The 17455-nt window shown below is 72.7% G+C and carries 20 protein-coding genes; 5 read left to right on the top strand and 15 right to left on the bottom strand.

Annotated elements, in window-relative coordinates; all coding sequences use genetic code 11:
- Window positions 1-69: 69 nt before the first annotated feature.
- On the bottom strand, window positions 70-1083 hold the full coding sequence (locus tag AKI01S_RS17285; protein ID WP_067818178.1) for an alpha/beta hydrolase: 1014 nt from the start codon (window positions 1081-1083) through the stop codon (window positions 70-72).
- Between the two features lie 132 nt (window positions 1084-1215).
- Here AKI01S_RS17285 and AKI01S_RS17280 point away from each other — a divergent pair, with 132 nt between their 5' ends.
- On the top strand, window positions 1216-2571 hold the full coding sequence (locus AKI01S_RS17280; protein WP_067818175.1) for a DNA recombination protein RmuC: 1356 nt from the start codon (window positions 1216-1218) through the stop codon (window positions 2569-2571).
- A gap of 56 nt (window positions 2572-2627) precedes the next feature.
- Window positions 2628-3182, top strand: a complete 555-nt coding sequence (locus AKI01S_RS17275; protein ID WP_083999728.1) for a DUF6542 domain-containing protein — start codon at window positions 2628-2630, stop codon at window positions 3180-3182.
- Between the two features lie 38 nt (window positions 3183-3220).
- Here AKI01S_RS17275 and AKI01S_RS17270 read toward each other — a convergent pair whose 3' ends face one another.
- Window positions 3221-4816: a flavin monoamine oxidase family protein gene (locus AKI01S_RS17270; RefSeq protein WP_067818172.1), complete on the bottom strand. Its 1596-nt coding sequence runs from the start codon at window positions 4814-4816 to the stop codon at window positions 3221-3223.
- A gap of 779 nt (window positions 4817-5595) precedes the next feature.
- On the opposite strand from AKI01S_RS17270, the gene AKI01S_RS17265 reads away from it, so the two are divergent.
- Window positions 5596-7134: a PucR family transcriptional regulator gene (locus AKI01S_RS17265; RefSeq protein WP_218009706.1), complete on the top strand. Its 1539-nt coding sequence runs from the start codon at window positions 5596-5598 to the stop codon at window positions 7132-7134.
- On the opposite strand, the gene AKI01S_RS17260 is transcribed toward AKI01S_RS17265, so the two are convergent.
- Window positions 7115-8077 (bottom strand): 4-hydroxy-3-methylbut-2-enyl diphosphate reductase, encoded by a 963-nt coding sequence (locus AKI01S_RS17260; protein WP_067818169.1) that lies wholly within the window; start codon window positions 8075-8077, stop codon window positions 7115-7117. The genes AKI01S_RS17265 and AKI01S_RS17260 overlap by 20 nt on opposite strands.
- Window positions 8078-8324: 247 nt before the next feature.
- Here AKI01S_RS17260 and AKI01S_RS50595 point away from each other — a divergent pair, with 247 nt between their 5' ends.
- Window positions 8325-9050, top strand: a complete 726-nt coding sequence (locus AKI01S_RS50595; RefSeq protein ID WP_157419893.1) for a DUF8129 domain-containing protein — start codon at window positions 8325-8327, stop codon at window positions 9048-9050.
- 92 nt (window positions 9051-9142) lie between these two features.
- On the opposite strand, the gene AKI01S_RS50590 is transcribed toward AKI01S_RS50595, so the two are convergent.
- From AKI01S_RS50590 to AKI01S_RS17225, 6 genes are all read right to left on the bottom strand, one after another.
- The gene (locus tag AKI01S_RS50590) at window positions 9143-9436 is read right to left on the bottom strand and encodes a hypothetical protein (RefSeq protein ID WP_067818163.1); all 294 of its coding nucleotides are present in this window, start codon (window positions 9434-9436) and stop codon (window positions 9143-9145) included.
- 40 nt (window positions 9437-9476) lie between these two features.
- Window positions 9477-9767: a hypothetical protein gene (locus AKI01S_RS17245; RefSeq protein ID WP_157419892.1), complete on the bottom strand. Its 291-nt coding sequence runs from the start codon at window positions 9765-9767 to the stop codon at window positions 9477-9479.
- On the bottom strand, window positions 9764-10036 hold the full coding sequence (locus AKI01S_RS17240; protein WP_067818156.1) for a BPTI domain-containing protein: 273 nt from the start codon (window positions 10034-10036) through the stop codon (window positions 9764-9766). Before AKI01S_RS17240 ends, AKI01S_RS17245 begins: the two co-directional genes overlap by 4 nt.
- 174 nt (window positions 10037-10210) lie before the next feature.
- On the bottom strand, window positions 10211-11017 hold the full coding sequence (locus tag AKI01S_RS17235; RefSeq protein WP_245681666.1) for a helix-turn-helix domain-containing protein: 807 nt from the start codon (window positions 11015-11017) through the stop codon (window positions 10211-10213).
- 82 nt (window positions 11018-11099) lie between these two features.
- Window positions 11100-11618, bottom strand: coding sequence for a DUF6879 family protein (locus tag AKI01S_RS17230; protein WP_245681665.1), 519 nt, complete (start codon window positions 11616-11618; stop codon window positions 11100-11102).
- Complete coding sequence (locus tag AKI01S_RS17225; protein WP_083999726.1) at window positions 11587-11931, bottom strand: hypothetical protein; 345 nt, start codon at window positions 11929-11931, stop codon at window positions 11587-11589. The genes AKI01S_RS17230 and AKI01S_RS17225 overlap by 32 nt, the downstream gene beginning before the upstream one ends.
- Before the next feature lie 19 nt (window positions 11932-11950).
- Between AKI01S_RS17225 and AKI01S_RS49240 the strand changes: the two genes are divergently transcribed.
- Window positions 11951-12160, top strand: a complete 210-nt coding sequence (locus tag AKI01S_RS49240) for a DUF397 domain-containing protein (protein ID WP_083999724.1) — start codon at window positions 11951-11953, stop codon at window positions 12158-12160.
- Window positions 12161-12290: 130 nt separating this feature from the next.
- Here the strand turns inward: AKI01S_RS49240 and AKI01S_RS17220 are convergent, their stop codons facing one another.
- The 6 genes from AKI01S_RS17220 to AKI01S_RS17195 form a co-directional block, all read right to left on the bottom strand.
- Window positions 12291-13523: an MFS transporter gene (locus AKI01S_RS17220; protein WP_083999722.1), complete on the bottom strand. Its 1233-nt coding sequence runs from the start codon at window positions 13521-13523 to the stop codon at window positions 12291-12293.
- On the bottom strand, window positions 13504-13962 hold the full coding sequence (locus AKI01S_RS17215) for a MarR family winged helix-turn-helix transcriptional regulator (RefSeq protein WP_245681664.1): 459 nt from the start codon (window positions 13960-13962) through the stop codon (window positions 13504-13506). Before AKI01S_RS17215 ends, AKI01S_RS17220 begins: the two co-directional genes overlap by 20 nt.
- A gap of 90 nt (window positions 13963-14052) precedes the next feature.
- Complete coding sequence (locus tag AKI01S_RS17210) at window positions 14053-14757, bottom strand: ABC transporter ATP-binding protein (protein ID WP_067818222.1); 705 nt, start codon at window positions 14755-14757, stop codon at window positions 14053-14055.
- Complete coding sequence (locus AKI01S_RS17205; RefSeq protein WP_067818142.1) at window positions 14741-15550, bottom strand: ABC transporter ATP-binding protein; 810 nt, start codon at window positions 15548-15550, stop codon at window positions 14741-14743. Before AKI01S_RS17205 ends, AKI01S_RS17210 begins: the two co-directional genes overlap by 17 nt.
- On the bottom strand, window positions 15537-16565 hold the full coding sequence (locus AKI01S_RS17200) for a branched-chain amino acid ABC transporter permease (RefSeq protein WP_067818140.1): 1029 nt from the start codon (window positions 16563-16565) through the stop codon (window positions 15537-15539). The genes AKI01S_RS17205 and AKI01S_RS17200 overlap by 14 nt, the downstream gene beginning before the upstream one ends.
- Window positions 16562-17455 (bottom strand): branched-chain amino acid ABC transporter permease, encoded by an 894-nt coding sequence (locus tag AKI01S_RS17195; RefSeq protein WP_067818137.1) that lies wholly within the window; start codon window positions 17453-17455, stop codon window positions 16562-16564. The genes AKI01S_RS17200 and AKI01S_RS17195 overlap by 4 nt, the downstream gene beginning before the upstream one ends.

Here is a 17455-nt window from a genome sequence, read left to right as displayed (position 1 = left end):
GTCAAGTTTATGGTCCCCCCGGAGCGGCGGTGGCCGTCGCCCGGGGGAACACGCGGCGGCCCCCCGTCATCAGGCCCCGAAACGCCGCAGGAACTCCGCGATGTGCCGGAACGCCGCCTTGCCCTCGGGGATGAAGTCGCAGAAGACCGGGAAGACGTGGACGAGGTCGTCCCACTCCTGGTAGACGGTCTCGACCCCGGCGGCGCGGGCGCGTTCGGCGGCGTCGCGGGTCTCGTCGCGCAGGATCTCGGTGCCGCTGGCCACGAACATCAGCGGCGGCAGGCCGGACAGGTCGTCCCTCAGCGGCGCGAACAGCGCGTCGTCCTCGGCCCTGCCCTCGCAGTAGCGGCGGCCCAGCCAGGCGAGCTTGTCGGCCGGGATGAGGTGGTCGGTGCGGGCGTTGCCGCTGTGCGACTCGGAGGAGCACATCAGGTCCACCCACGGCGACAGGCAGAACGCGGCGCCGGGCAGCGGCCGTTCCCGCCGCTTGAGCGTGAGCAGCAGGGCGAGGGTGAGGTGGCCGCCCGCCGAGTCGCCGCCGACGACGATCCGCGACGGGTCGTGGCCGCGTTCCAGCAACAGGTCGTAGGCGTCGAGGGCGTCCTGCAACGCGTCGGCCGGGGTGTGCTCGGGCACCAGGCGGTAGTCCAGGGCCAGCACGGGACGCGCGGTGGCCGCCGACAGCCGCCAGGTGAACGGCCGGTACAGGCGGGGGCTGCCGAAGAAGTAGCCGCCGCCGTGCAGGTAGAGCAGGGCCGCGTCCTCGTCGGGCGCGCCCGCGCGGACCCACTCGGCCGAGCAGTGCGGCAGCGGCTGCGGGGCGAACGCGACCCCGCGCGGCGCGCTCTGGACGTAGCGGGCCAGCAGGTCGGTGGCGCGCTGGAGGCGGACCAGCCCGGCGTCGGTGTCGGGCAGGCGCTCCCAGAACGACCGCCCCACCGCGCGGATCACGCGGTGGGCGATCCGGGCCTGGAGGCTCGGCGGGCTTCCCGGCTCCATCGCCAGAACGCGGGCGACGCGGCGTTCGGCGCGGGTGGTGGCGATGGGCCGCAGGGCGTGCTGCGGACGGGTACCGAGGGTCATGCGCGCTCCTCGACCGTGGGGCCTTCGCCCCGCTTGGGGGGTCTTAGTGAACGATGAGTCTAATTGGCGCGGAGCGGGGTCGTTCCGGCGCGTCGCGTGAGCGCGGCGCGTCCGCGCTGTCACGATGAACGGATGGATCTCGCGCTGTTCACCGCCCTGCTCGTGGGGGCCGTGTTCGGCGTCGTGGTCGGGTACGCGGTGGCGACCGGCCGCCAGGGCGCGCTGATCGCCCGCGCCCGGGCCGCCGAGGAGAAGCTCGCCTACGCCGAGGAGCGGATGGCCGAGCACTTCGAGAACCTCTCGGCCAAGGCCCTGGACGCCAGCAACCAGCGCTTCCTTGAGCTGGCCGACGCCCGGCTGAGGTCCGCCGGGGTCGAGGCGGCGGGCGAGCTGGAGCGGCGGCAGCAGGCCGTCGAGAACCTGGTCGCCCCCCTGCGCGAGACCCTCGCCAAGGTCGAGGAGCAGCTGCGCGAGGTCGAGATCGGCCGCCGCGAGTCGCACGCGATGCTCGCCAAGCAGGTCGACTTCGTCCGCCAGAGCGGCGAGCAGCTCCGCGCCGAGACCCGCACGCTCGTCCGCGCCCTGCAACGCCCCGAGGCGCGCGGCCGGTGGGGCGAGCTCCAGCTCCGCCGCGTCGTCGAGCTGGCGGGGATGGCGCCCCACTGCGACTTCGACGAGCAGGCGAGCGCCCGCACCGTGGACGGCGCGATCCGCCCCGACATGATCGTCCGGCTGGCGGACGGGAAGAACATCGTCGTGGACTCCAAGGTCTCCCTGGCCGCCTACCTGGACGCCGCCGGGGCCGACGACCCGGCCGCCGAACGCGACCGCCTCGACGCCCACGCCCGCCACCTGCGCGACCACGTGGACCGGCTGGCGGCCAAGGCGTACTGGCAGGCGTTCCAGCCGACCCCGGAGTTCGTGGTGCTGTTCGTGCCGGGCGAGGCGTTCCTGGCCCCGGCGCTGGACCGCGACCCGCACCTGCTGGAGTACGCGATGCGCCGCCGCGTCCACATCGCGACCCCCACGACGCTGGTGACGATGCTGCGGACCGCCGCCTACGCCTGGCAGCAGGCCGCGCTGTCCCGCAACGCCCGCGCGGTGTTCGAGCTGGGCCGGGAGCTGTACGAGCGGCTCGGCACGATGGGCGGCCACATGGACGAGCTGGGCCGCTCCCTGACCAACGCCATCAAGTCCTACAACCGCACCGTGGGCTCGCTGGAGACCCGCGTGCTGGTCACGGCCCGCCGCCTCAACGAGCTCGGCGTCACCGAGGCCGACCTCGCCGGGCCCGAGCCGGTGGAGGAGAGCCCGCGCTCGCTGTCGGCGGCGGAACTCTCCGAGGGGTTCACCGCCGAGGTCCCCCGGCCGCGCGGCGGCGTTCCCCCGCGCGGCACGCGACCACAACCGGACACCGGCGCCGAACCCTGGGGTTTCGGCGGACGGGCGGTCCCTGGTCACAATGATCGGGAGAAAGGGTGCCCATGAGTACATCGACGGTACGCGACGCGCCCGGTGGCGCCTCGCCGCCCTCTGGGGGTCCTGTGCGACGTCAGCGCGGTGCCGCCACCCCGCGGACCGGCGGGGCGGTCACCCTGACCGGGCGCGGCGGGATCGTCGTGATGTTCGCGTTGACGCTGCTGGGCGCGCTGCTGGCCCGCTGGACGGACCTTCCCCTGCTGGCCGGGGCGGGGTTCGTGGCGGGCTGCGCGGCGGCGGCGCTGCTGACCCGGCCGGTGGACCTGCTGACGCTCGCGGTGAGCCCGCCGCTGGTGTTCCTGCTGGCCACGCTCGCCGCGGTGGTGCTCACCTCGCTCGGCGACGAGAACCTGCTGACCGGCTCGCTGGTGGGCCTGCTGACCGCGCTGTCGACGACGGCGCCGTGGCTGTTCGCCGGGACGGTGCTGGTCCTCGCGGTCACCGCCCCGCGCGGCATGCTCGCCCAGGTCCGCGAGCTGCGCGAGAAGCTGGCCGGGATGCGCCTGTTCATGGAGGAGGAGAACGAGGACCCGGTCCGCTGGGACGACACCCCGCGCCGCGCGACCTCCCGTTCCCGCCGCCGCCGTCGCGAGCGTCCCAACCACGCCGACGTGGACTGACCCGGCGGGGGCGCCGCCCCCGCCGGGTGTCCGGCGGCTCAGGTCAGGTCCCCGATGACCTCCCTGGCCGCGCGCTCGCCCTCGGTGGCGCCGCCGTTCATGAAGCCCTGGAAGTCGTAGGACGTGTGCTCGCCCGCGATGTGGATGTTGCCCTGGCGCCGTCCCTCGTATCCGGCGTACCGGTGCAGGTAGCCGGTCGGCCAGTAGGAGTAGGCGCCGAGCGCGTTGGGGCTGCGGTGCCAGGCCGACAGCTGCGCGCGGCCGTTCCACCGCGCCCCGGTGCCGGGGAACACCTGGTCGACCTCGGTGAGCGTCCGGGGCACCAGGGCGCGGACGTAGGGGTCGGCGTGGGTCGGGAACGGGCTCGACGGCTTCAACGCGGCCGCCCGGTCCCCGCCGTGGTACTGGACGAGCACCCCGGCCGTGCCCGGCTGCCCCTTGGTGGTGTCCCAGACCTGCTGGAACGGCAGGTCGGTGAAGCAGTCGCCGGACGACACCCCGGGCCACGGCCCCGTCCCCACCCAGGTGCGGCGGTCGAACTGCATGTTGAGCTTGGTGCAGTGGCCCATGCGGGCGTCGCGCAGCAGGTTCGTCATCAGCGGGTCGAAGCCCGCGCCGGAGGTGTCGAGCCGTTGCAGGACCGGCAGCGGCACGGTCAGGATCGTGTGGTCGGCGGTCACCGTCTTCGTCGTTCCGCCGACGTCGAAGGTGAGGGTCTGGGTCCCGCCGGACGCGGCCCGCACCGCCAGCAGTCGCCATCCCCGCTGGACGCTGCCGGACGGCAGTGACGCCGCGATGGCCTTGGGAAGCCGGTCGTTGCCGCCGACGATGCGGTAGCGCTCGTCCGACAGGCCCCACACGTTGAAGTGGCCGGGGTTGGGCTGGTAGCCCATCAGCAGCACCAGCGCCAGCGACGACTGGAGGGTGGTCTCGGCCCCGTACTCGACGTTGTAGGCGACGTCGAAGAACTGCCCGAGCCGGGAGGCGTAACCGCCGGGCACGCGCGTCTCGATCCACTCGCGGATCGACATGTTGTCCAGCGCGGTGCCCTCCGGGGTCGTCCGGTTCCACATCACCTCCCCGGCGGCCTGGAGGTCGGAGCGCAGCCGCTGGTAGACGGGCTTGAAGTCCTCGTCGGCCTGGTGGCGCGGGTAGTAGGCGCCGTCGAAGTGGAGGATCTCCTCGGCCCCGTTCGGGCCCGCGCCCGCGAAGTTCACCGTCGGCAGGTCGAACCGGCGGCACAGCTCCAGCATCTTCTTGTGCTCCTGGTCGATCAGCTCCCCGCCGATCTCGGAGACCTGGCCGTTCGCCCACAGCCCGGTCTGGGAGTACATCCGGCCGCCGACCCGGTCGGGGTCGGCCTCGTAGACGGTGCAGGCCACCCCGGCGTCCCGCAGGGTGAGCGCGGCGGTGAGCCCGGCGATGCCCGCGCCGACGACGACCACCCGCGCGGCGCCCGCCGCACGGGCCGGACGGGCGGCGGTGGTCAGCCCGAGCCCGGCGGCGGCCGTCAGCGCGCCGGAGCGGACGAGCAGCTCGCGGCGGGTCATCCGCATGTCGCGGACCTCGTCGACGGGCATGCCGAGACGGTGGGCGGTGTGGTGGTCGGCGACCATGCGCCGCAGGGAGCGCATCAGGGGGGGTACGTGCCATGGCCCGGAGCCTGCGCGCCCGGACACGGCGGAACAACCGCCACGATGCTGGGTATCCCGCCCCGCACCCCGGCACAGTGTCGCGGTCCACACAACGTCGCCACGGCGTCGGAACGACGTCGGCACCACGTCAGCACCGGCGGAGCACCGGCGCGTCGGCACGGCGGCGACGCGTTGGCACGACGGCGGCACCGGCGGAGCGGCGGAGCGTTGGCACGACGGCACGGCGGCGGCGGAGCGGCGGCCCAGCATCGGGGCGGCGGCCCAGCATCGGGGCAGCGGCCCAGCGGCGGCGAAGCGGCTGTGGGGCAGCGGCACGGTGGCGGCGAAGCGTCGGCGCGTTGGCATGGTGGCGGCGTCTCGGCACAACGGCGGGGCGGCGGCACGGTGGCGGCGAAGCGTCGGCGCGTTGGCACGGCGGCGGCACAGCGGTAGCGGAGCATCGACGCGTTGGCACAGCATCAGGGCGTCGGCACAGCATCAGGGCGTCGGCACAGCATCAGGGCGTCGGCACAGCATCAGGGCGTCGGCACAGCATCAGGGCGTCGGCACAGCATCAGGGCGTCGGCACAGCATCAGGGCGTCGGCACAGCATCAGGGCGTCGGCGGCGGGGCGGCGGCACGGTGGCGGCGGCGCGGCGGCGCGTTGGCATGGTGGCGGCGTCTCGGCACAGCGGCGGCGGGGTGTCGGTAGAGGGGGGTGGTCGGTTTGTGATGTGGGCGTGACCACAGGGGTGGGGGTGGGCGCTAGCGTCCCTGCCGTGACCGCGATCACCGTCGCCGCCGCCCTGGAGCTGCCCGCCTTCCGGCGCGGGCTGCCCGAGGTGGTCGCCGCCGCCGACCGGCTCGACCGGGAGATCCGCTGGGTGCACGCCGCCGAGGTGCCCAACATCGCCGCGCTGCTCAAGGGCGGCGAGCTGCTGCTCACCACCGGCATGGGCATCGGCGACCGCACGGCCGAGCAGCGCCGGTTCGTCCTGCGGCTGGCGGCGCGCGGGGTGGCGGCGCTGGTCGTGGAGCTCGGCACCCGGTACGGGACGCTGCCCGCCGCGCTGGTGGAGACGGCCGAGGCGCAGGGCCTTCCGCTGGTCCAGCTACACCGCGAGGTCCCGTTCGTGGCGATCTCCGAGGCGGTCCTCACCGAGATCGTCAACGACCACCACGCGACGCTGCGGGCCGGCGAGCGGGCGCTGCGGCGCTGCACCGACGCGGCGCAGGACGACGGGGCGGCGGGCGTCCTCGCCGTGCTGGCCGAGCATCTGGGGCGGCCGGTCCGGCTGGAGGACCGGCGCGGCGGGCTGGTCCACCTCGCCGTCCCGCCCGGCCACCCGGCCGACGGCTGGGACGCGCGCGGTCCCGCCGGGGTCGCGGTGCCGATCCCCGACACCTCGCTGCGGCTGACGGCGCCGTCGGCGGCGCGCCCGTTCGACCGGATCGCCGCCGAGCACGCCGCCGGGCTGCTGGCGATCCTGCTGCGCCAGGCCCGGCAGGAGGAGGAGCTGACGGCCCGCACCCGCGGCGACTTCCTCGCCGACCTGGCCGCGGGCCGGATCGACGACCCGGCCCGGCGGGCCCGGCCGCTGGGGTTCCAGCACGTGGCGGGCCCGCTGGTGCCGGTCGTGGTGCGGCTGCCCGCCGAGCCGTTCGGCAACGGCTGGGAACGCGCCCGGCACGCGTTCGACGGGCTGCCCGCGCTGCTCGGGATCCGGCCCGCGCGGGGGTGGATCTGCGCGCTGGTCGCCGTCCGCTCGCGGCGGGAACGCGCCGCGCTCGCCGACCGGATCGCCGACCGGCTCACCGACGCCGGCCCGGTGACGGTGGTCGGCGACGCCCTGCCGTGGGAGGCGGTGGGCGGCGAGCTGGCGTACGCGCTGCTGGCCGCCGAGGCGGCCGAGGCGCTGCCGCCGCGCCGCTGGCACGACGCGCGGCGGCTGGAGGTGGACGTGCTGCTGTGGCGGCTCGACGGCGGTCCCGAGCTGGCGGCGTTCGTCGACCGCGCCCTCGGCCCGCTGCTGGAGCACGACCGGGTCCGCCCGCAGCCGCTGCTGCCGACGCTGGCGGCCTACCTGGGCCACGGCGCGCACCGCACGGGCCGCAAGACCGAGGCGGCGCGCGCCCTGCGCGTCAACCGGCAGACGCTCTACGACCGGCTCTCCCGGATCGCCGCGCTGCTGGACGCCGACCTGGACGACCCCGAGTGCCAGCTACGGCTGCGGCTGGCGCTGCGGGCCCTGGACCGGATCCCGCCCGCCGACCGTCCGGACCGCCCGGCGGCCGGGGTCAGACGGCGGCGGCCCTGAGGTCCTTGCGGAGCTCGTGCGGGAGGGCGAAGCGCATGGACTCCTTCACCGACTCGATCTCCTGGACGTCGGCGAAGCCGCGCTCGGCCAGCCACGCCAGCACGCCCTGGACCAGCTCGTCGGGGACCGACGCGCCGGAGGTGACGCCGACCGTGGTGACGCCCTCCAGCCAGGACTCGTCGATCTGGTCGGCGTAGTCGACCAGGTAGGCGTTGGCGGCGCCGTGCTCCTTGGCGACCTCGACCAGGCGGACCGAGTTGGAGGAGTTGGTGGAGCCGACCACGATCACCAGCTGGGACTCGGCGGCCATCTGCTTGACGGCGGTCTGGCGGTTCTGGGTGGCGTAGCAGATGTCGTCCGACGGCGGGTCCTGGAGCTTGGGGAACCGCTCGCGGAGCTTGGCGACGGTGGCCAGGGTCTCGTCCACCGACAGGGTGGTCTGCGACAGCCAGGCGACCTTCTCGGGGTCGCGGACCTTCACGTTGGCGACGTCGTCGGGGCCGTCCACCAGGTGGATGTGCTCGGGGGCCTCACCGGAGGTGCCGATGACCTCCTCGTGGCCCTCGTGCCCGATCAGGAGGATGTCGTAGTCGTCCTTGGCGAACCGGACGGCCTCCTTGTGCACCTTGGTCACCAGCGGGCAGGTCGCGTCGATGGTGGCCAGGCTCCGCCGCTTCGCCTCGTCGTGGACGACCGGCGCGACGCCGTGGGCCGAGAAGACCACGATGGAGCCCTCCGGCACCTCCTCGGTCTCGTCCACGAAGATCGCGCCGCGCTCCTCCAGGGTCTTCACCACATGCACGTTGTGCACGATCTGCTTGCGGACGTAGATCGGCGCCCCGTACTTCTCGAGGGCGATCTCGACCGCCTGGACGGCACGGTCGACGCCCGCGCAGTAACCACGCGGCTTGGCGAGCAGGACACGGCGCTGGGTGGAGGTCATGCCCCCTATCGTACGAGCCGTCCCGGGTGTCCCCGGTCACTCCCGGCTGGGGGGCGACGCTTCTGTCACGGCCCGGCCAGGGACAAAGCTCTGATGAAGCCCGCAATGTGACCCACTCCACGCCCTTCTTGGACAGAAATCCAGTTACCGGAGGTGACCACTCCCCCGCCATGCGGCAAAGTGAAGATTGACAGACGGTGCCGTATCGACCCAGTCCGATGACCGGACGGCAGGGAGAGGGAAGACGATGACGAAATCGCCGCGCCGCCTCAAACAGCACGTACAGGAAACGGTGGGCGAGCAGGTCCGCGACCTTCCGCTGCACGCCGTCCGGCTGGCCATGTTCGGCGTCGGCCGGGCCCTGCTGCTCAGCGACCGGGTCACCCGTGACTACAAGGAGATCACCGAGGGCGGCGGGGTGAAGCCGGTCATCGGCCGGCTGGCCGGGGACGTGCAGACCACCGCGTTCAAGGTGGTCGGCGCGGTCGTGGAACGGGTGCGCGGCGAGGACGACGAGCCGGAGCCGGAGCCGGCGGCGCGGACCCGGGTCGAGCCCGCCCCCAGGCCCGCCGAGCCCGTCAAGCCCGCTCCCAAGCCCGCCGAGCGGGAGATCTCCGTCGGCAAGCCCGCCGCGACGCCGAAGCCCGAGGCCACGAAGCCCGAGGCCAAGCCCGCTGCCGAGCCCACCCCCAAGGCGACCGCCAAGCCGGAGCCGAAGGTCGAGAGCAAGCCGGAGTTCGAGCCCAAGCCCGAGCTGAAGCCCGCCGCGCAGGCCGAGGCCGAGAAGGTCGTCGAGGACCTCCCGGTGCCGGACTACGACAGCGCGACGCTGCCGCAGCTGCGCGCCCGGCTGCGCGGCCTGTCGGCGGACCAGGTGAAGCTGCTGCGCGAGTACGAGAGCAAGCACGCCGCCCGCCCGGACGTCCTCAAGATGTACGAGAACCGCATCACCAAGCTCAACGGCCTCAACTGATAACGGCCATCCGCAATCGGCCAATGGGAACGGCCCCCGGAGAGTTCCGGGGGCCGTCCCCATTCGTCCGGAAAATCATGATCCGCCATTGATCAACGAGAGCGGCGACCGGCTTCCCCCGAGTGACGCGACAGCCAGCCCTGAACGGCCTCAACCGCCACGTCATGGCGCGCGACCGGAGCCAACGGTTCCTGCCAGCCGGTGTAGAACCAGGCGTCCGAGAAGCCCTCCCGCCGACGACACATGATCGTCATCGCGGGATGCGGAGCACAGCATCCCCGCACGGCCGGGTTGGACACCCGCAGGCGGCCCCCGTCGGCCTCGACGCCCAGGCCCTCAGCCGCCAACTTCTCCGCCAGCGCCGCAAGATGGTCTCTCGACTCCACAGGATCGCTCCTCGTCGTATCTGTGTGGCCCACTTGCGGGTCAGAGACGAACCGCACGACGAACGGATGGACGCGAGGCGGTAGGGGCCGCCGCCCCGTTCAGGGGCTCCTGGCTGATGCCGTACCAGGTCTCGACCTCACGCATCGCCGCCTCCAACGCCTCCGGCTGGTCGGCCTCCAGCAACGGCGAGGCGACACCACGCGCGGGCATCGCCCAGTAGCGCCCGGTCCGCGGCCCGTACCAGACCGTCCATGCCGGATGTTCGCGATCGAGCTGACGGGCGATGGCGCGACGCCGTTCCTCGTCCCGCCCCACCGCCGCCCTGGTCACGCCGTCCCCTCGCGCGGGCACAGGTGCGTGCCGTGCCGCTCGGCGACCCGCCGGTCCAACGCCTCCGCTTCCCCGATCAGGTACCGCAGGATCCCCGGGGTCTCCCCTTGCAGGAACACGACGCCACCACGCTCGTCGCGCCCGCCGACCGGCCCGCCCCGCCGGGCCTCCCACGGACAGAGGCCGGTGGAGACCTCGATCCACCAGCGAGGGAAGTCGGCACGCAACCGCTCCAGCGCCGCGATGCCGTCATCGGATGTCGTGATCATGGATGGCCTCACCTCCGGCCGAGGCCCGCATCTCTGGTTTCGCACCCCAGGTCGGGCCCTTTGAGTTGGTCGGGAACCGACAGAGCGTCGATGACTCCGTGTCACCTGACACTGACGCCTCGCCCGAGGACTGGTCCACAAAGTTGCGCCGGGTTGCGCGCCGGTTGCGCGTGGCTATCTGAACGTGTCGGCTGCCGCCTCGATCAGCGCCCTCGCCCTGTCGCCGAACACCGCCATCGCCGACAGTTCGTCAAACGCTCGCTCGTACACGCGCAGCTCGCCCGGCATGGTCACGGTGATCCTCGACCCCAGCAGCTCCAGTTGTGCCTGGTCGTGGTCATAGATGGTGAAGCCTTCCAGCGCCCACATGGTGGTGCGGGGCGCGGTCTGTGGGATGACGCCCAAGCTCGACGACGGCAGCGAGATCGACGTCATCAGGTGGGCGAGCTGGTCCAGCATCGTCCGCCGGTCGCCGACCTGGTAGCGCAACACCGTCTCTTCGAGTAGGAACACGAAGGTGCGGCCGCCCTCGGTGAGGACCCTCCGCCGTGCCAGCCGAGCCCGCACCGCGTCCCGAACGTCGTCGCGCAGACCCCGAAAGCCGGTGATGGCCGACAGCAACGCCGTGGCATACCCCTCGGTCTGGAGCAGTCCCGGAATCACCTGCGGCTGGTACACCCGCATCCACCGAGTGCGCTCGAACAGCGGAACGTAGGACTCCTGGAGCCGCCGGAGCCCGGTGGTCTCCAGCCGCCGCCATTCCACGTACGCACTCTCCAGAGCGCGCAGCGACGCCACCAGATCCTCGACCATGTCATCGGCACCGCACACTCGGCACCAGGTACGGATGTCGGCCTGCGTGACCGGCTGCACGGCCTTCTCGATCCGCGACACCTTCGACTTGTGCCAGTCCGCCGCGGCGGCCAGTTGCACGCCGGTCAGGTCGGCCTGGAGACGAAGGTCGCGGAGCCGGTCGGCCAAGGCCTGCCGGGCGGCCTGGACGCTGGACGAGGGCGACGGTGAGGAGGGCATGGCGGGTCAGCGTCGAGGACGGCGTGGGCGGTCAGCGGATCCGGTAGTCGGCGTGGTCGACCGCCCGTTCCCACACCGCCTCGAACGCCGTGGCGCACAGCTTGACGGCCGCCGGATCGTCGGTCAGTTCGTCCTCGATGTGCTCGCCGTCCCCGGCGAAGTGGTGGAAGCGGACCAGCCGGTCGTCGAACAGCCAGAAGTCGTTTCCCGGCAGGCACAGATCCGACGCCTGTCGGCGCGGCAGCCACCGCACTTTCTCACCGGCCGTGAGATTCATCGACTCGGTGACCGAGTACTCCCAACGGATGTAGTCGGTCACCGGTTCCGACACGATCCGCGCCCGCCGCACCTTCACCCCGCGTGCAACCGCCGGGGCGAGCAGTGCGTGCCAGCCCCGTTCCCGCTGGGTGCGGTCGTAGGGCGGACCGCCGATGAAAGCGCGGTAGGACGGGTCCGAGGGCGTGTACATGTCGCGCATCTCCAGATGCACCGCCGAGGAGGCGCACCCGGTGATCAGCTCATCGAACGCCGTCAGCTCCAGGATCCGCACCGTCTGCCTCCTCCAGCAATGCCCGCAGGATGACGGACTTCATCCGCGCGGGGATCTCGATCACTGCTTCATCCGGTCCCGTCATCCCCAGTCGCGCCGCGTCGGCGAGCACGCCGGGATCGGTGACCCTCGGTCCTTGAACCACCAGGTTGCCGGAATCGGCGACGAAGAACGCCGGGCAGTGCGCGCCGTCGGTGCCGGGGTCGAGCGCGATCAACCGTAGGGGCATCGCGGCCTCCAGGTGAGGGGGTTGCACTGAGTTGCGCGTGGCGAACGCTTCACCGAGCGTCACGCCGCCAACCGCCTCCGTCAAGGGCTGTAATTTCATACAGATGGAAAACCCGCGCCTCACGCGCTGGCGGACATCCAGCTACACCGAGGGCCAGGACTGCGTGCAGGTGGCCGACCTTACCGGGGAACATGCCGTCGCGGTCCGCGATTCCAAGGACCCTCACGGCCCCATGATCGTTCTGGCGTCGCGGCCTTGGACGGCGTTCGTCAGCCGTATCAAGCAGGGAGAACGAGCGCTCAGCGAAGCCTGACGTCGGGCAGCGTCGTCACGCGCCGATCACACCACCCGCCCGGACGTGCTGCATACGTACGAGAACCGGAACATCAAGCTCAACGGCTCGACCTGATGACAGCCGTCCTTTTGGTCGGCGGAGGCGGTGGTCACGTCCGCGCGGGAAGCGGGGGGTTCTGGAAGGCGTGGTCTGTGTCCACCCGTTCCAGGGGCCTCAGGTGGTGGCGGCGGGTCAGGAGGATCAGCATCGCGGCCGCGCAGCAGAGCGCGCCCGCGTAGTACGGCACCGACGGGTCGAACGTCTCGGCCAGCCGGGAGGCCAGGTACGGGGCCAGCGCGCCGCCCAGCCAGCGGACGAAGTTGTAGCCGGCGGAGGCGACGGGGCGGGGATGGTCGGAGACCTCCATGGCGGCCTCGGTGAACGCGGTGTTGTTCATGCCGATCGGGATGCCGCACAGGATCGTGCAGACGATGATCCCGGTGTGGCCGAGGACCGCCAGGCCGAGCTGGAACAGGATCAGCAGGGCCAGGGACAGGTGCATGACGCGGACCGTTCCAAGCCGACGCTGGAGCACGGGCGCGGCGAACACCGACGACAGCGCCACCAGCACGCCCCAGCCGAAGAACACCAGGCCGATGCCGTGCGCGTCCATGCGCAGGACGAACGGCGTGAACGCCAGCACCGTGAAGAACGCGTAGTTGTAGAACAGCGCGGTGAACGCCGTGGTGGACAGCCCGCCGTGCCGCAGCGCCCGCAGCGGCGCGGTCAGGCCGGTCGGGGTCGCGGGCCTCGGCGCCGGCCGGAGCAGGGTGGCGATCAGCAGGAAGCCGACGGCCATCAGCACGGCGGTGCCGAAGAACGGGTAGCGCCAGTTCATGTCGCCCAGCAGGGCTCCGACCAGCGGTCCCATGGAGATGCCGAGGCCGAGCGCGGCCTCGTAGAGGATGATCGCCGACTCGGCGCCGCCGCTGGCCGCGCCGACGATGACGGCCAGGGCGGTCGCGACGAACAGCGCGTTGCCGAGGCCCCATCCGGCGCGGAAGCCGATCAGCTGGCCGACGGTGCCGGACGTTCCCGACAGCGCCGCGAACACCACGACGAGGGCCAGGCCGATCAGCAGCGTCCTCCTCCCGCCGATCCGGCTGGACACCCAGCCGGTGACCAGCATGGCCACGGCGGTGATCAGGAAGTAGCTGGTGAACAGCAGCGAGACCTGGCTCGGCGTGGCGCGCAGGTTCTCGGCGATGGCCGGGAGGATGGGGTCGACCAGCCCGATGCCCATGAACGCGACCACCGCGGCGAACGCCGTCGCCCATACCGACGTCGGCTGCCGCAGTATGCCGCCGCTCCTGGGGAGGACATCAGGTGGTTGTGCGCGCATAGGGGGTCTTCCTTTCCGGGGCGAAGAGCCGGTCCAGCGCCGGCAGCGCGGCCGCGATGGCCTCGCGGTCGGCCGGGCTGAGGGCCGCCAGGCGTTCGGCGAGGAAGTCCACCCGGCGGGCGCGGCCGGTGCGCAGGTGCTCGGTCCCGGTCCCGGTCAGCTCGACGGTGACCACGCGGGCGTCGGCGGCGTCGCGGCCGCGCCGCACCAGCCCGTCGCGTTCCAGCCGGTTGATCTGGGCGGTCATGGTCGGCAGCCGGACGCCCTGCTCCTCGGCGAGCTCGGTCATCCGGCGCGGTCCGCCGTCCAGCGAGCCGAGCACCGCCAGCTGCTGGGAGGTGACGGGCTGGTCGGCGTTCACCCGGCGCAGCAGCAGCACGACGTCCCGGAGCCGGGCGTTGAAGTGCTCGGCCAGGGCGCGGGTCGCGGCGTCGCTCACGGTGGGTCCTCCTCGATTACTTAGCCAGACTAAGTTAGCTTGGCTAACCATTGCAAGACGATCAGGCCCGGCGACGGCCGCCGGAGGGGTTCAGGCTCCCAAGTACGCCTCGATGACGCGAGGATCGGCGGCCAGTTCGGCGGCCGGGGCGTGCAGGGTGACGGCGCCCTGGTCGAGGACGTGGCCGCGGTGGGCGATCCGCAGCGCGGCCTTGGCGTTCTGCTCCACCAGCAGCACGGTGGTGCCCGCCGCGTTGATGTCGCGGATGACGTCCATGACGGCCGTGACGATCAGCGGCGCGAGGCCCATGGACGGCTCGTCGAGCATCAGCAGGCGGGGTCCGGCGACCAGGCCGCGGCCGATGGCGAGCATCTGCTGCTCGCCGCCGGACAGGGTGCCGCCCTGCTGGTCGCGGCGTTCGGCGAGCCGGGGCAGCAGGTCGTAGACGCGGGCGATGCGGCGTTCCAGTTCGGCGCCGTCCCGGACCAGGTAGCCGCCGAGCTGGAGGTTCTCGCGGACGGTGAGGGTGCTGAAGATCCGGCGGCCCTCGGGGACGTGGACCACCCCGGCGGCGACCATCGCGGGCGGGGACGCGCCGGTCACCTCGCGCCCGTCCAGCGTGATCCGCCCGGCGGACGGCCGCACCAGCCCGGAGACCGCGGCGAGGGCGGTGGACTTGCCCGCGCCGTTGTTGCCGAGCAGCGCGACGATCTCGCCCTCGGCGACGGTCAGCGACAGGCCCCGCAGCGCCCGCACCGCGCCGTAGCGGACGTCGAGGTCAGTCAGTTCCAGCACCGCGCACCTCCTCGCGGGCCGCGGCCAGCTCCGCCTCGTCGGCGTCGCGGCCCAGGTACGCCTCGATGACGGCCGGGTCGCGGCGCACCGCCCCGGGCGGCCCGTCGGCGATCCCGCGCCCGAAGTTGAGCACGACGACGCGCTGGGACACCTCCATGACCAGGCCCATGTCGTGCTCGATCAGCGCGACGGCGGCGCCGAGGTCGCGGATGCGGCCCAGCAGGTCGAGCAGTTCGGCCTTCTCGCCGTGGTTGAGCCCGGCGGCGGGCTCGTCCAGCAGGAGCAGCCGGGGGCGGCGGGCCAGGGCGCGGGCGATCTCGACGCGGCGCTGCTCGCCGTAGGGAAGCCCGCGGACGAGCCCGGCGCGGTCGCCGCGCAGGCCCACGAAGTCGAGCCACCGGTGCGCCTCGTCGGTGGCCTCCCGCTCGCCGCGCTTGAAGCGGGGCGTGTGCAGGAGGGCGTCGAAGACGTTCTGGCGCAGCCACAGGTGGGTGCCGGAACGCACGTTGTCCAGCACCGACAGCTCCTTGAACAGCCGCGGGTTCTGGAACGTCCGCGACACCCCCAGCGCGGCGATCGCGGAGGGGCGGCGCCCGGTGACGTCGGTGCCGTCGACGAGGACGCGCCCGCCGGTCGGCCGGTAGAAGCCGGTGACGCAGTTGAACGCCGAGGTCTTGCCCGCCCCGTTCGGCCCGATCAGCGACACGATCTCGCCGGGCGCGGCCTCGAAGCCCAGCCCGTCCAGCGCGCGCACCCCGCCGAACGACAACCTCAGGTCCTCAACCCGGAGCATGGTCTGTCCCCTTCGAACGCGCGGCGGTGTGCGGGGTCTCGCGGGAGCGGTGCGGCCACAGGCCCTGGGGCCGCAGGATCATCACGACGATCAGCAGCACGCCGAACGCGAAGAACCGGTAGTCGGCCAGGTCGCGCAGCAGCTCCGGCACGACGCTGATGACCACCGCGCCGATCACCACGCCGGGGGTGGAGCCCATCCCGCCCAGCACCACCGCCATCACGACCAGCGCCGACTGGAGGAACGTGAAGCTCGCCGGGGAGATCGCCGACAGGTGCGCGCCGAACAGCACCCCGGCCATCCCGCCCCACACCGCGCCCGCGACGTAGGCGGCGAGCTTGGTGCGGTAGGTGTGCACGCCCATCGCCTCGGCGGCGTCCTCGTCCTCCCGGATGAACCGCCACGCCCGGCCGATCCGGGAGCGGCCCAGCCGCGCCGCCAGCAGCACCGCCACCGCGACGATCAGCACGGTGACGTAGTAGAACACCGCCGCGCCGGAGGTCGCGTCGCCGAACAGCCCGGGGATGCCGTAGATCCCCGAGGGGCCGCCGGTGACCGTCAGGTTGGTCGCGACGATCCGGATGATCTCGCCGAAGCCGAGCGTGACGATCGCCAGGTAGTCGCTGCGCAGCCGCAGCGTCGGCGCGCCGATCACGACGCCCGCGACGACCGTCACCGCCAGCACGGCGGGCAGCGTCGCCAGCAGCGGGACGTCCAGGCGGGTGGCCAGCACGCCGCTGGTGTACGCGCCGACCGCGAAGAACGCCGCGTAGCCCAGGTCGAGCAGGCCGCAGTAGCCGACGACGATGTTCAGGCCGACGGCGAGCATGACGAAGATGGCGGCGCTGGTCATGACGTTCAGCGCGTACGGCGTCGCGATGACGAGCGGGGCGGCGAGCGCGAGCGCGAGTCCGAGCCAGCCGAGCCATCGGCTCTCCAGCAGGCGGGTGAGGGCGGAGTCACCGCGTCCGCGCACCGGCTTGACCGGCGGCCCGGTGTCCTTGGTGAGCCTCATACGCGTTCCGTCACGCGCTCGCCGAGCAGGCCCGTCGGCCGCACGGTCAGGAACAGGATCAGGCACCCGAACGCGAACACGTCCCGCCACTCCCCGCCCAGCAGGTCGGTGCCGAACGACTCCAGCAGCCCCAGCAGCAGCCCGCCGAGCATCGTGCCGGGGATGTTGCCGATACCGCCGATCACCGCGGCGGTGAACGCCTTGAGCCCGATGATGAAGCCCATCAGGAAGTCGATCTTCCCGTAGTAGCCGCCCGCCATGACCCCGGCCGCGCCCGCCAGGGCCGAGCCGAGGAAGAACGTGCGGGCGATGACGGCGTCGACGTCGATACCCATCAGCCGGGCGGCGACCGGGTCGAGCGCGATGGCCCGCATGGCGCGTCCCTGGCGGCTGCTGGTCACCAGGCGGTGCAGCGCGACCATGAGCGCGACCGCGATGGCGACGAGCACGAGCTGCTGCACGGTGACGCGGGCGCCGAGGACGTGCAGCGTGGTGCCGCCGAGCCGCACCTGGTAGACGCGGGGGTCGGCGCCGGCGGCGGCGCGCGTTCCGTACTCCAGCGCGAACGACGCCCCCACCGCCGTGATCAGCAGTGACAGCCGGGGCGCGCCGCGCAGCGGCCGGTAGGCGACGCGTTCCAGCGCCATCCCGGCGAGGCCGGTGACCAGCATCGTCGCGACCAGCACCAGCAGCAGCGCCAGCAGCGACTGCGACCGCACCAGCCCGCCGAGCGCGCCCAGCATCGCGAACCCGGAGAACGCGCCGAGCATGTAGAGGTCGCCGTGGGCGAAGTTCAGCAGCTTGATGACGCCGTAGACCATGCTGTAGCCGAGCGCGACCAGCGCGTAGAAGCTGCCGACGAAGAGCCCGTTCCAGACGAGTTGGCTCAC

The organism is Actinomadura kijaniata NBRC 14229 (genome assembly GCF_001552175.1).
Lineage (GTDB): Bacteria > Actinomycetota > Actinomycetes > Streptosporangiales > Streptosporangiaceae > Spirillospora > Spirillospora kijaniata.
This window is presented reverse-complemented; position numbering and strand designations above follow the sequence as displayed.